The sequence below is a fragment of the Vibrio sp. 10N.286.52.C3 genome (assembly GCF_041468865.1).
Taxonomy (GTDB): domain Bacteria; phylum Pseudomonadota; class Gammaproteobacteria; order Enterobacterales; family Vibrionaceae; genus Vibrio; species Vibrio crassostreae_C.
The window spans coordinates 52,899-66,356 of record NZ_JBFRJM010000020.1; the positions used below are offsets into that span (position 1 = coordinate 52,899).

12 protein-coding genes and 1 pseudogene are annotated in these 13,458 nt (G+C 43.9%); 8 read left to right on the plus strand and 5 right to left on the minus strand.

The genetic code is table 11. The annotated features are described in order from the left end of the window. The first annotated feature begins 276 nt into the window (after positions 1-276). The gene (locus AB4138_RS08800; protein WP_017064786.1) at positions 277-1,173 is read left to right on the plus strand and encodes a cation diffusion facilitator family transporter; all 897 of its coding nucleotides are present in this window, start codon (positions 277-279) and stop codon (positions 1,171-1,173) included. A 47-nt stretch (positions 1,174-1,220) separates the two neighbouring features. Here AB4138_RS08800 and yddG read toward each other — a convergent pair whose 3' ends face one another. Continuing rightward, positions 1,221-2,153: an aromatic amino acid DMT transporter YddG gene (gene yddG, locus AB4138_RS08805; protein ID WP_372305685.1), complete on the minus strand. Its 933-nt coding sequence runs from the start codon at positions 2,151-2,153 to the stop codon at positions 1,221-1,223. A 159-nt stretch (positions 2,154-2,312) separates the two neighbouring features. After that, positions 2,313-2,987: a pyrimidine 5'-nucleotidase gene (yjjG, locus tag AB4138_RS08810; RefSeq protein WP_372305688.1), complete on the minus strand. Its 675-nt coding sequence runs from the start codon at positions 2,985-2,987 to the stop codon at positions 2,313-2,315. Positions 2,988-3,200: 213 nt separating this feature from the next. On the opposite strand from yjjG, the gene AB4138_RS08815 reads away from it, so the two are divergent. From AB4138_RS08815 to AB4138_RS08825, 3 genes and pseudogenes are all read left to right on the plus strand, one after another. Then, on the plus strand, positions 3,201-3,353 hold the full coding sequence (locus AB4138_RS08815; protein WP_017060903.1) for a hypothetical protein: 153 nt from the start codon (positions 3,201-3,203) through the stop codon (positions 3,351-3,353). A gap of 260 nt (positions 3,354-3,613) precedes the next feature. Continuing rightward, positions 3,614-4,762, plus strand: a complete 1,149-nt coding sequence (gene yiaY, locus AB4138_RS08820) for an L-threonine dehydrogenase (protein ID WP_017069430.1) — start codon at positions 3,614-3,616, stop codon at positions 4,760-4,762. A gap of 195 nt (positions 4,763-4,957) precedes the next feature. Further along, positions 4,958-5,881: pseudogene (locus tag AB4138_RS08825) on the plus strand (hypothetical protein). 104 nt (positions 5,882-5,985) lie between these two features. Here the strand turns inward: AB4138_RS08825 and AB4138_RS08830 are convergent. Beyond that, complete coding sequence (locus AB4138_RS08830; RefSeq protein WP_004730224.1) at positions 5,986-6,420, minus strand: YccF domain-containing protein; 435 nt, start codon at positions 6,418-6,420, stop codon at positions 5,986-5,988. A 256-nt stretch (positions 6,421-6,676) separates the two neighbouring features. On the opposite strand from AB4138_RS08830, the gene AB4138_RS08835 reads away from it, so the two are divergent. After that, complete coding sequence (locus AB4138_RS08835; protein WP_017060906.1) at positions 6,677-6,802, plus strand: hypothetical protein; 126 nt, start codon at positions 6,677-6,679, stop codon at positions 6,800-6,802. 102 nt (positions 6,803-6,904) lie between these two features. Here the strand turns inward: AB4138_RS08835 and AB4138_RS08840 are convergent, their stop codons facing one another. Further along, the gene (locus AB4138_RS08840) at positions 6,905-7,981 is read right to left on the minus strand and encodes a low specificity L-threonine aldolase (RefSeq protein WP_372305690.1); all 1,077 of its coding nucleotides are present in this window, start codon (positions 7,979-7,981) and stop codon (positions 6,905-6,907) included. Positions 7,982-8,284: 303 nt separating this feature from the next. Here AB4138_RS08840 and AB4138_RS08845 point away from each other — a divergent pair, with 303 nt between their 5' ends. From AB4138_RS08845 to AB4138_RS08855, 3 genes are all read left to right on the plus strand, one after another. Continuing rightward, positions 8,285-8,899, plus strand: coding sequence for an NAD(P)H-dependent oxidoreductase (locus AB4138_RS08845; protein ID WP_017060908.1), 615 nt, complete (start codon positions 8,285-8,287; stop codon positions 8,897-8,899). A gap of 3 nt (positions 8,900-8,902) precedes the next feature. Next, complete coding sequence (locus AB4138_RS08850; protein WP_054547053.1) at positions 8,903-10,828, plus strand: monovalent cation:proton antiporter-2 (CPA2) family protein; 1,926 nt, start codon at positions 8,903-8,905, stop codon at positions 10,826-10,828. Positions 10,829-11,361: 533 nt separating this feature from the next. After that, a complete protein-coding gene (locus AB4138_RS08855; RefSeq protein WP_372305693.1) occupies positions 11,362-12,585 on the plus strand; it encodes a DUF819 domain-containing protein in 1,224 nt (407 codons plus the stop codon). A gap of 86 nt (positions 12,586-12,671) precedes the next feature. Here the strand turns inward: AB4138_RS08855 and AB4138_RS08860 are convergent. Beyond that, the coding region (locus AB4138_RS08860; protein ID WP_372305696.1) for a hypothetical protein at positions 12,672-13,458 on the minus strand (787 nt) is incomplete at its 5' end.

Below are 13,458 nucleotides of genomic sequence, written 5' to 3' on the forward strand. Positions count from 1 at the left end.
CTTGTCCATCGCAGTCGCAGTCAAATCTAGAAGACCAATAAGACCTTAGCGACTAATGTGTTTTATTAATCATAAACGATCCTATTTCAGTTGCACACCATCACCAAAAAACACTCAACGTCAACTTTATTGACACCACACCCTGATCTTAAGTCACTGAATTTTATTGATTTATATGTTCGAATTAAATAAGACATATAAACATCATCAGATAAAGTTTGTAAAGTTAGCTCATTATTAGAACAATGAAGTTATCAAAAACATCTGGAAAATATTATGTGTGACAGGAAAAGCCAAAACGAAAATCGAGTACTATTGTTCTCAGCCCTTTTAGCATCAGGCTTCGCAATTGGCGGATTGGTGTTGGGTCTTCTCGTTGGCTCTCTGGTCATAGTATTTGACGGTGTCTATTCTCTTATCAGCTTACTGTTAACTTTATTGTCACTAGCTGCCTCGAAATACATCAATCGCCCTTCGGACACTGAGTTCCCGTTTGGTCGAGCAATTATCGAACCGATTGTTATTGCCATCAAAGCCGTTGTGATTCTTCTTGTGGTTGGTTATTCACTTTACTCTGCGATTGGTGCCCTAATGACGGGTGGCCGTGAAGTTGATGCTTCTATTGCAACTCTGTTTGGTATTTTCAACGTGTTGGGTTGTGGTTACGCTTGGTGGTACATCGCGAATAAGAGCAAACGTATTTCTTCAGGTCTGATTCAGGCTGAATCTAAGCAGTGGCAGATGGATACGCTACTGAGTGTAGCGGTAACAGCGGGTTTCGTAGCGGCTTGGTTAATTACTTTTTCTCCGCTTGCAGAATACGCAGTGTATGCCGACCCAATGATGATGTTGCTAATGTCTTTCTACTTCATCAAAGTTCCTTTCGACATGTTACGTGAAGCCATGCGCGAACTGCTTATGATGTCGGCAAACAAAGATATTTGTGATGCGGTAGATAAGAACGTTGTCGCGGTAGACAAAGAAGCGGAGCAAGATTTGGAGCTGATGGGTGTGACTAAGGTTGGTCCAGAATTACGAATCAATGTTGATATTCATACCAACGACCAACAAGCGATTGCGGTCGATGATATTGAACGTACGCGCCGCCAACTTAAGCGACGCTTATCGAAGATGCCTTATGAGCTTCAATTGAATCTCAATATCGCGAGTTAAGAGTCGAGAGTTAAGAACCAAGAGCTAACCAATCAACCTCTCGCTGACTAAGACTCTGATTGAACCTTTTTAGAAGCCGACGCCGTAACCGTCGGCTTTTTGTCTCTGGTTACCCACCAGCAAGCTAAAGAGCCAATCGTTACCATACAAACGCCCTGCCAAAACGTCATGCTCAATGACAAACCCAAAATAATAGAAGACAGTAAGGTCGCAAAAATAGGCGTGAAATACGACATGGTCGCCAAGAAGACCATATTGCCGCCAAGTATCGCTGTATTCCAAAGCGCGTAACCTGCGCCCATACACACGCCTGCCAACACTAAGTCAATCGCAGCACTGGTTGTCATCACCATGCCGGTTTCGTTACTCAATGCGTATTTGATCCACAGAGTGATCGCCGTAGCGATAAAGAAAAGTACAATCGCATTCTGCCCTTTCGCGACACGCTGGGTGTAGTTACAGTAAACAGCCCAAATAATCGCACCGAAAAACGCCATTGAATAAGTTTTTGGGTTAGTAGCAACATTGGCAGCGATTTGTTCAACAGAAAGCCCCTGATCGCCGCTGATGCTCCAAGCGACGCCAAAGAAGGCCAAGAAGATACTTGGGTAAACCAACCAGTTAATTTTCTTGTCGCTCAGCAGCACCGCAAATAACACCGTCAGTGCTGGCCATAAGTAGTTGATGACAGCCATTTCCAAGGCTTGATGTCTATTGTTTGCCATTCCTAAAGCCAGAGCCAAGAAGATCTCATAACAAACGAACAAGGTGCCGCCAATCAGCAAATAAGACTTAGAAAAGCGTGACAGCTTTGGTAGACCCATAACACAGATCAACAACAGCGCACTCACCGTGTAAAGGCTGGCCGCACCACCGATTGGGCCCAGTTGTTCAGATACGCTTCGAGACAGCGCGATTAAGCAGCTCCAAAGTAGAATGGCAGCAATGCCGTAGCAGCTATGGCGATGAGATTTAAACACACCTCTTCCTTTTCTTTATTGTCATTGGGTAATCAAAGCGAGCTTAAAGCAAAGATAGACTTAAGCACCACTATCGATAACTTACAGTAGGTAAAAATAAGTAGCCGAGCACATAACTGCACTCGGCTATCAATCATTCACTCAAAAATCTAAAAGCAATTATGCCAATAACAGAGCTTGCAGGTCAGCTAAAGACTTAACTTGATAATGAGGGTTAATACCTGCTGGTGCTGCTTTCTCTTGGCTGTTCAACCAACACGTCTCAATACCAAAATCCAAGCCGCCTAAAATATCTGAATGCGGGTTATCTCCGACCATCAATACGCGTTGTTTTGCTGGTAAGCCAACAAGCTTATGCGCATATTCAAAAATCTCGGCATCCGGTTTGGCTACCCCAACCTCTTCAGAAATTATCACGTGCTCAAAGTAATCCGTCATTCCTGTACGCTCTAAACGAATTGACTGCAGCTCTGTAAAACCGTTAGTGATGATGCCCATGTTCACTTTGCCTTTTAAAGACTCCATCAACTCTTGTGCACCCGGTAATAAAGAGCAGATATCCGCCATCGCTGTTAAGAATGCACTGTTTAAAGCAGCGGTTGTTGTCTCTAATTTCTCAGCCCAGCTTTCGAAGCGCGTGTGTTTCAGTTGATCAGCCGTAATGCGACCATCTTGATAGTCTACCCATAGTGGTAGGTTAACTTCTTGATAAAAGGAATAATCCTGTTCGTTGAAGTCCACACCAAAACGAGAAAACATCAGCTTCATTCCCTGATAAGCATCAAAATGGAACAAGGTTTCATCTGCATCAAAGAATATCCAGTCGTACTTCATTTTATTTCCTATTAATCACGCTGTTGAGCTGCGTTTATCTTTAGTTGTTCATTGGCTCAAAGACCAGATGTTCATTCTACTACCAATTTTGTGAGCCTGAATATAGTTCTAATAATTTATAGAAAACAAGCCACAAGTCATGATGTATCGCAAATTTTGCCACATATTAAACCAATACCATACAATAAATACACTTAGGTACCGGGAGGTACTATGAAGCACTTTTTACCATCGTCTGTCATGCTTACCCCTTTTCTTGTCAAATACTATGACGAGGAGTCAGAAGACACGCTTGATTCTGAAGAGTCACAAGAACCTGAAATTGAATGCAGCGATGACTCAGATAAAACGTCGACACCAGCCTAACTAGAAGAGTTTTCAATGAAAAACCTTATTTTTCATTGTTATAGAGCTCCATACTGTCTCTAATTTAGTCGATTTATCGCGATCTATTACTGACAATCAACACAGCCAAAAACCATGAAAACGATTGCTATATGAGCCCTATCACAACGACTAGCCACAAAGTGGTAGTTCGAATTCAAAGTTGTTCCAGATCAATGGTCGACCACTTGAATGCCGACAACATGTAGGAAATTAAAAATCATAATTAACGGAGTTTTCCAATGTCTACTGCATTTTACATCCCTACAATCAACTTCATGGGTACTGGCTGTCTGAAGGATGCTGCTGATAGTATTCAGTCTCAAGGCTTTAAAAAAGGTCTGATCGTAACTGATAAGATCTTGAATCAAATTGGTGTAGTTAAGCAGGTACAAGACCTTCTTAGCCAGCGAGGCGTAGACGCAGTTGTATTCGATGGCACTCAACCAAACCCAACCATCACGAACGTTAACGATGGTCTTGAATTGCTGACTGACAACGATTGTGATTTCGTTGTTTCTCTAGGTGGCGGTTCTCCACACGACTGTGCAAAAGGCATTGCTCTGGTTGCTTCTAACGGCGGCAAGATTGCAGACTACGAAGGCGTAGACCAATCTGAAAAGCCAATGATGCCTCTTATCGCTATCAACACTACGGCTGGTACAGCATCAGAAATGACACGCTTCTGCATCATCACTGATGAGGAACGTCACATTAAAATGGCGATCGTTGACAAGCACACAACACCGCTTATTTCAGTAAACGATCCTGAACTAATGCTTGCTAAGCCTGCATCACTGACTGCTGCAACAGGTATGGATGCGCTAACACACGCAATCGAAGCTTACGTTTCTATCGCAGCGACACCAATTACAGACGCTGTAGCGATTAAAGCCATTGAACTTGTACAAGCTCACCTAAGAACGGCAGTAGCGCACGGCGAAGACATTGAAGCACGTGAACAAATGGCTTACGCACAGTTCATGGCGGGTATGGCGTTCAACAACGCGTCACTAGGTTATGTTCATGCGATGGCGCATCAGCTAGGCGGCTTCTACGATCTTCCACACGGTGTGTGTAATGCTATCTTGCTACCACACGTTCAACGCTACAACGCGCAAGTTTGTCCTGAGCGTCTACGTGATGTTGCAAAAGCAATGGGCGTTAACGTTGAGGGTATGTCACCAGAGCAAGGTGCAGAAGCTGCGATCGAAGCAATTGTTCAACTAGCAAATGACGTGAACATCCCAACAGGTATCGCGCAACTTGGTGCGAAGCTAGAAGATATCCCTACTCTGTCTGACAACGCACTGAAAGACGCATGTGGTTTTACTAATCCTAAACAAGCGACCCACGAAGAAATCTCTGCGATTTTCGAAGCGGCAATGTAATCTGCCATTAAGTCACTTATAAACTTATCGACAAACGGGCTCACCTACTGAGCCCGTTTTCTTTACCTGCCATATGTTATTCAAGTCTCTGTTTTGAATAGCCACTGATTAAGATAAATCTCTTTAAAAGTCGCATTGTCATAACTGCTTAGTTATAGTCAAACTATTGATACATAGAATGACAAACAGGTTCCATTGAGTCGTTGGATAGTTAACTCCTCATTATTAGCATCGCTCGTTTCCCACTCTGCCTTCGCGGAGGAACAGGATGAGTGTCACAGCCAACCGTTAGAAGACACGCGCGTCGAAAAAGCTTACCACTACCTAAACAGCAAGTTTTGTCAGCCCGCAATATGGTTCGATAACTTCTTTGTGGATGACCGTATTACCGAGGACGCCAGAGCCGGAACCTCTGTACGTTGGTATAATGATTTCATCTATTCTGAGGGCGGTGACGTGGATTATTCCACCAAGCTCAACGCACGCCTGCATTTACCCTTTGTCAGCAAAAGGCTTAAGCTAATCTACGAGTCTGTTGGCGATGAAGAATTCTTAGACTTCTTCCCACAAGATTCTGACGAGTTAGAAAATGCACTTGGCCTTCGTTATGACGCCTATGCCAAGGGTTACAGTAGTTTCAATATCAAAGCGACATTACGCCCAAGAATAGAGGCTCGCTATCGTTTTACCTACCCGCTCACCACAGATGCAGTATTCCGGCTAACCCAACGTGTGTATCAAGAGAAGAAAGAGACGGGAGAGATCACTGATATCGATTTTGACCTCTCTTTGAGTGACGATTTCTTAGCGCGTTGGTCTAACTTTGCTGGCTATAACGATGACCTCAAAGGCTGGGAGTATGGTACGGGCATTACCTTGTACCATTACCTTTCTCAAGACCAAGCTCTGTAATACAGCGCCACGATAACCGCGACCAGCGAACCGTATAACCACAACGAATATTCGCAAGTGTCGGTAACGTATAGAGAAAATGTATGGAAGGAATGGCTGTTTTACGAGGTCACCCCGCGTTACCAGTGGGAACGAGAGCCTTACGAGAAACACACGGAAGAAGCCAACATCACCCTTAGGCTTGAAGTCTTGTTCAACAATGTCTAGTGAGTGTTTGTGAGATTGGGGCATCGTTAGATAGAAAACGAGGCACAAAAAAGCACATCATGTGATGTGCTTTTTCAGTTCTATATAAGGCTTAAACTGTAGTCTTAACCCTTGTAGTTTCTTACTCGTGCCGCTTCTGCTTCACGCTTGTCGACAACGGTTTTACCGATTGGCGCCAATGAGATAACCGCGAGCTTAAGGTGCTGAATCGCAAACGGAATACCTATAATAGTAATGAAACACGCTACTGCTGACATGATGTGACCAATCGCCAACCAGATCCCCGCAAATAAGAACCAAATAACGTTACCAATCACACCTAGCGGGCTCGTGCCGATGTCCATTTCATTGGTTAGCTCATCACGCGAAATCGCTTCCTGACCAAATGGGAAGAATGAGAAGTTACCCATAACAAAACATGCTCTACCCCATGGAATACCAACGATGGTTAGGAATGCGAGCAGTCCGAAGAACCACCAAGCTAGTCCCATAAATACGCCACCGAACAGAAACCAAATGATGTTTCCTATTGTTTTCATTCTGTATTCTCCAAATCTTGTAATACTGTTTATTTCATATGCCGAGTAAGGCAATACTTGTTCTAATAGGTTCATTGTTGTTGAACCTTTATGAACCGTTTATGAATCACTTACATTTTATGTGATTGATACACGCCACGAAACGTCAAATCCGCATAGGGCTCATCGATTTTATTTGATACCATGCTCTTAGATTTTTAGTACCACAAAGCTAAACAGCTACAATAGCTATAACAACTAATTGAAGGCCGAATTTATGAACAACACTGAGCAACCTAAAAAGAAAATGAAAAACTGGGTGCCAATCGTCTTCTTCGGACTTCTCAGCACAGTCCCAGTGTTCATGTTCTTAGTTGATGTGTACATCAACCAGTATATGTAACAGAGCCGGACATCCTAGCTATATAAATGGATATAAGAACCCTTTCCTGTATCCATTTCAGTTCCAATTAGATCAGTTCTTCTTCAGTCAGCTCTTCGTTAATCAAATCAGCTCTTCGCTAATAAAATCTAGAATGTCTATCAGCTCATGATCAGGCAAATTTAGTAGGTTATCCCCTACATACCATTCAATCTTACATTGGTTTGGCAACTCACTGATCGCTGGGTTTCCTATCCAAATCTTGTGTTTCTTCGCTATGTTATCTCTCACAATAATGCCGTCTTCATAGCTCACAGGTAAATATAGGTGAAGCATGTTGACCTGCGGTTGCTGCGGATTAACAGTGAACTGAGGATAGTCTAATAAGATTTGGTAGATCTGTTTTGTTCGCTCAAACAGTGATGGCATCAACTCTAATCGCTCATCAAACTGCATTGCTGCTGAAACCACATAAGGCGTTCGGTGATAAACATTGCCGCCTTGGCGCTTCATCCACGCAGATGCTTTCGCTACAAAGGCTTTATCGCCCAACAATAACGAACCACCAAGGCCATTGAGACCTTTGTACAGCGAAACATAAGCACTATCGAAGCCCTGAGCAATCTCGCTGTATGACTTTTGGTAATAGGCGCCGCATTCCCACAAACGCGCACCATCCATATGAAGGTGAATTGATTGTTCTTTGCAGTACTGCTTGATCGCTTCAAGCTCATCCCATTCTGGTAATTGGCCGCCGATTTCTCGCATCGGCAGTTCATATAATGCGGCTGCGATTTCATCAGGCCATGCCTTTAAGTCATCGACATTCCAAGTGCGGAATACGTTACCGACAGGAAGAACACTAAAACGATTTTGAAGCTGATACCCTTGGCGTTCATGGCGCATAATATGACTCGATTCATGCATCGCCACTACTGGGTTTCTTTTCTCTTGGCACGCAATTTCTAATGCTGTGGGTTGATTCATGGTGCCGGTAATCACAAATACAGCCGCTTCATAACCTAGCAGTTCCGCGACTTTGTTTTCGAAGCTCTCGATAAACTCACCATCGCCGTAGCTATCATGGCTCACATTGTGTGTCTCACACCATTCAGCCATCTGAGTGAATGTTTGTGCTGGAGTCGGTTCTAGGTGACCGGAAAGCAAAAAATCACATTGTTGACGCAAGTCCATGCTCATAGTTTCTCCTTTATTCATTATCGTTCTATGTAGGGTTATTGGATTATTTACGTTACCCACCAACGGTGACATAAAATGCCCATATTCGCTTTTACTATTCGTGAATAATTAGTTTTACTCAGTCATCGGCGGCTTGTGCCGGAAATACTCAAATTGACGGATGTTTTATATAATTAAGTACCTAAAAACACACGCATCTAAATAGATAAGTATGGGCTAATTCGTTGTTGTTCAACCATTCTTCTATTATTGTATATCTATAATTCCAATAAATATTATTCGTTAATGGACAAAGAGGGCTATATGTCGAAAAATCGAGTCTTGGTGCTATTCGCCCACCCTTCTCAGCATCGCTCTGAAGCTAACAAACCCTTATTTGAACAAGCCAAACGCATTAACGGGGTTACCTGTGTCGACCTCTATGCTGAGTACCCAACCTTCAAGATCAATATCGACCGTGAACAGAAACGCCTGTTGGACCATGACATCATCATTTTTCAATTCCCACTATATTGGTACTCAACCCCCGCGATTCTTAAAGAATGGCAAGACCTTGTTCTCGAATATGGCTTTGCTTATGGCACCGACGGTAATGAACTGCAAGGTAAAAGCTTGTTATGCAGTATCACCGCTGGTGGCAAGAAAGATGCTTATCAGACAGACGGTTATAACCACTTCACCATACGTGAACTGCTTCACCCAATCGAACAAACAGCATCTTTGTGCGGCATGAACTACTTGGCCCCATTGGCTTTATTTGGTTCACGTACTGCGTTGGAAGAAGGCCGAATTCAAGATCACGTAAACAGCTATAAAACACTTTTAGAGGCTTTTGTTGCGGGCGAAGTCGACCTTAAAAAGGCAAGCAAGGCTGAAAAGCTAAACCATTACGTTGATGAACTGATGAGCAGAGGTTAAATCATGACAGGATATTTTCTACAAGCATTTATCTATTTGCTTGCCGCAGTCATCGCGGTTCCTATCGCCAAAAGGCTTGGTCTCGGATCTGTGCTTGGTTACCTCATTGCAGGTGTTGTGATTGGCCCAATTATCGGTTTGGTTGGCGAAGAGACGACAACCATTCAACACTTTGCCGAATTCGGCGTAGTGATGATGCTGTTCTTAGTCGGGCTTGAACTTGAGCCTAAGATGCTTTGGGCAATGAGAAACCGTCTTATGGGACTGGGTGGCCTGCAAGTTGGCGGCACTACCGCAATTGTTATGGGTATTGCCCTATTCTTCGGGCAGCCTTGGACGATAGCACTCACCATCGGTTTGATCTTCGCACTGTCATCAACCGCGATTGTTCTACAAACATTCAATGAAAAAGGGTTGTCCAAAACCGAAGGGGGCAAGAACGCTTTCTCTGTTCTGCTTTTCCAAGATATTGCCGTCATCCCTATGTTGGCGTTCATTCCTCTATTAGCGTTGCCAGAATTAATTGAAGCAGCACAAAGCGCGGTCGCTTCAGCTTCTGATCACCATGAAGAGTTAAGTCTCGTTGCTGGCCTACCCGGTTGGGCTTATGGCCTTGTTATCACGGCATCTATTGCGATTGTTGTTGTCGGCGGGCACTTCTTAAGTCGTCCACTGTTCCGCTTTGTTGCAAGCTCAGGTCTGCGTGAAATCTTTACTGCAACCGCACTGATGTTGGTGATAGGTATTGCTGCACTAATGAGCCTAGTCGGCCTATCACCGGCTTTGGGTACCTTCCTTGCGGGTGTGGTATTGGCCAACAGTGAATTCCGCCACGAACTTGAGTCTAATATCGACCCGTTTAAAGGGCTACTACTTGGCTTGTTCTTTATTACCGTAGGTGCAGGCATCAACTTTGATGTCCTATTCAATGACTTTGGTTTGATCATTGGCCTCACCCTTGGCGTTATGCTACTCAAAGCCTTGGTGCTATTTACGTTGGCGTTGATCTTCAAAATCAAAAACAGTGACCGTTGGCTGTTTACATTGAGCTTGGCGCAAGCCGGTGAATTCGGTTTTGTCCTACTGAGCTTCTCATCCCAAAACCATGTACTGCCAGCCGATATTGTTCAAACACTGTCGCTGGTTGTTGCACTTTCAATGTTCCTAACGCCAGGGTTATTCATTCTATTTGATAAAGTGATACTTCCTCGTTACGAGCAAAAGTCTAACGATCGCGAAGAAGATACCATCGAAGAGAAAGGCACGGTGATCATTGCTGGTATTGGCCGATTCGGTCAGATTGTTAACCGCTTATTGGTATCGAATGATGTCAATACTGTGGTTTTGGATCATCAAGCTAATCAAGTCGACTTGCTACGTTCAATCAACATCAAATCTTACTTTGGTGATGCGACTCGTCATGATTTATTACATACCGCTGGTATCGAAGAAGCCGCAATGTTGGTTGTGGCTATCGACAACCAAGACTCAAGTGTTGAATTGGTCAAATACGTTAAACACAACTACCCTAAAGTGAAAATCTTAGCGCGTGCATTCGACCGTGGTCATAGTTATCGCCTAAGAGAAGCAGGTGCAGACTTCGTGGAATCAGAGACCTACCATTCTGCTCTTGAAATGGGTGCAGAAGCCTTGCGTTCTTTGGGTCATCACCCATTCTTCGTCGAGCAGCAAAAATCGACTTATCAACGCGTTGAGAGCCGTAAGTCTGAAAAGCTTTACCAAGCTTGGTCTGAAGCGGAAGAGAACCCACGCTACGACAACAACTACCGACAAATCTTCATTCACCTTGAAGAAGCAATGAAAGAAGATATGAAAAAAGACCGTTCAGACAAACACTCTCGTTCTGAACGTGGTTGGACACCTCCACCGAAAGGTTATGCAGATGGCTTTGAGGAAGAAGAGTCTTAAGCAGAATCTAGACTACAGCTCTAGATAACCATGCTATTCAAGCATCAAAAGCGGCTATTTAAGCCGCTTTTTCTTTCATTTAACCCCGACAAAACCTCAAATGAGCATAAGTATCAGGTGCTGACACTCGTAATCCGAGAGATTTGTGTGATCTAGCTAAGATTTTTAATTTCTGACCACATAGCAAAAGTGGATTCAATTTTTACATTATTTAAACATTCCACCCCTGCATAAACCACACCATAAACATGGCTATATATGCACTCATTTAAGTCGTTCAATCATCGCCCCAATTCATAGCGACCACCCTCTAAGGCTTGAGTTACATTGCATATATCTAAATACGCTGCACAAGCCCTAACCCAACCATTCACCACGCAAATAAGTATTGCGCCGCATTCACAAATTCAACCCGTTAAAATTAACATAAACATTTCAAAACATGTCTATCGTTACAATTTGTAACGAATGTCGGTATAGTCCTGCAATTCAAAAAGTGAGACCTCTGCGCTCACCTTAAAGGAGATATAATAATGATTACTAATGATGCTGTAATAATGGGCATGTTAGCTGTTATTCTTGGCGGTGTATTTATCACGGAAAGTAGCCAAAATAGCGCACTGAAAAAATTCTACTCGTTCGTTCCGGGTCTATTGCTCTGTTACTTTGTTCCTTCTCTATTGAACAGTTTAGGCATCATCGACGCATCAAACTCTAAGCTGTACTTCGTTGCGAGTCGTTACCTATTACCAAGTGCACTAGTTCTTCTGATCATCTCAGCAGACCTACGCAAAATCTTCGGCCTTGGCTCAAAAGCCGTCATCATGTTCCTAACGGGTACTGTCGGCATCATCATTGGTGGGCCTTTGGCGATTCTGATTATCGACCAAGTCAACCCTGACCTTGTATCTGGCGATGTATGGCGTGGCCTTACAACAGTAGCTGGCTCTTGGATCGGCGGCGGTGCAAACCAAGCCGCCATGAAAGAAGTGTTCGAGGTTGATGACCAACTCTTCTCTGCAATGATTACAGTTGATGTTATCTGTGCAAACATTTGGATGGCCGTATTACTTGTCATGGCAGGTCGTCAGAAGAAGATTGATGCATGGCTAAAAGCAGACACATCAGCTATCGAAGAGCTAAAAGAGACGGTTTCTAAATACCAAGAAGAGAACGCTCGACCAACAACTACTACCGATCTAATGAAGATCGCTGCAATTGCCTTTGGTCTAACAGGCCTTGCTCACTTCTTCAGTGACCTAATCGCACCATGGATCTCAACGAATGCTCCAGAACTTGCGAAATACAGCCTTACATCTGGCTTCTTCTGGCTAATCGTTATGGTAACAACGTTCGCGTTGATCGCTTCGTGCTTCAAATCGACACGTAGCCTTGAGCACAGTGGCGCATCGAAAATTGGTTCAGCGTTCATCTATATCCTAGTTGCAACTATCGGTATGCAAATGGATGTGACAGCTATCTTAGACAACCCAGGTTACTTCTTCATTGGTATTACATGGTTAACTATCCATGCCCTTCTGATGATTGTAATGGCGAAGCTAATTCGTGCACCATTGTTCTTCATGGCTGTAGGTAGCCAAGCTAACGTAGGCGGTGCTGCATCGGCACCTATCGTCGCGGCTGCATTCCACCCAGCATTGGCACCAGTAGGTATCCTAATGGCGGTATTGGGTTACGCTCTCGGTACATACGGCGCTTACATCTGTGGCCTCATCATGCAAGTTGCTGCTGGTTAATAGAATCGCTTAATCCAATAACACCAAAGGCTGAACGATGATCGTTCAGCCTTTTTCGTTTCTAAAACTGTATTTCAAATAACGGCTTAATCGAACAAAGATGTCAGTTTATTTTCCACCACAGGGCTGATATTAAAGCTCAACATAAAATCTGGACGCGTTTTTTCGTCTTTCTCAAGGTAATAGTTCGCTTCAATGCCAAACTTCCAAGGGCGTCCATTCAGAACCGTTGTTTTACTAACACTGATGTTTAACGGAATTTCCGCCTGATCCTTATTCCAGTCGTACGAGAATGTTGGTGCAGAGCCCACCGTCCAACCACCTCCTAATATCTCTACCCAAAACACTTGTGTCGATGTCTTGTTGATTCGAGTATCAGAATGGTCGGCTCCGTCTCCAGAAACACCATACAAGTGATTTGGGAACATACCGACAACTCGCTCGCTACTCGCTTTCCCGACCATAAACTCTGGTCCGACAGCAAATTGATCCGCTGTTAAGTCACTGCTGCCCGTTGGCAACGAAGCAAAGATACCGAACGCGACAATAGTACCACCCTCCATTTTAGGCGCATAAGCTAAATCAAATGAGATGTCTGTAAAGCCTGACTGCTCCGTGTGTTGCGAGCTTGCTGGTGCGTCCACATGGAAATCGTTCTGTACATAAGAGATGGCCGGGCGGAAGATCACTTTGTCGCCGTTATCCATGGGAAACGGCAGTGTCGGCTGTAATACTGTAGCGAAACTGTCCCCTCCACCATCGTAACCACCTGAATACTGGAGCTTTAAATTAAGGCTAGCGTAAGCTGTATTTGGGTTTGCAAGTTCCTTTGCTTCCTGTTCTGCCGCTTGATCCAGGGCAAGATCATGAAAA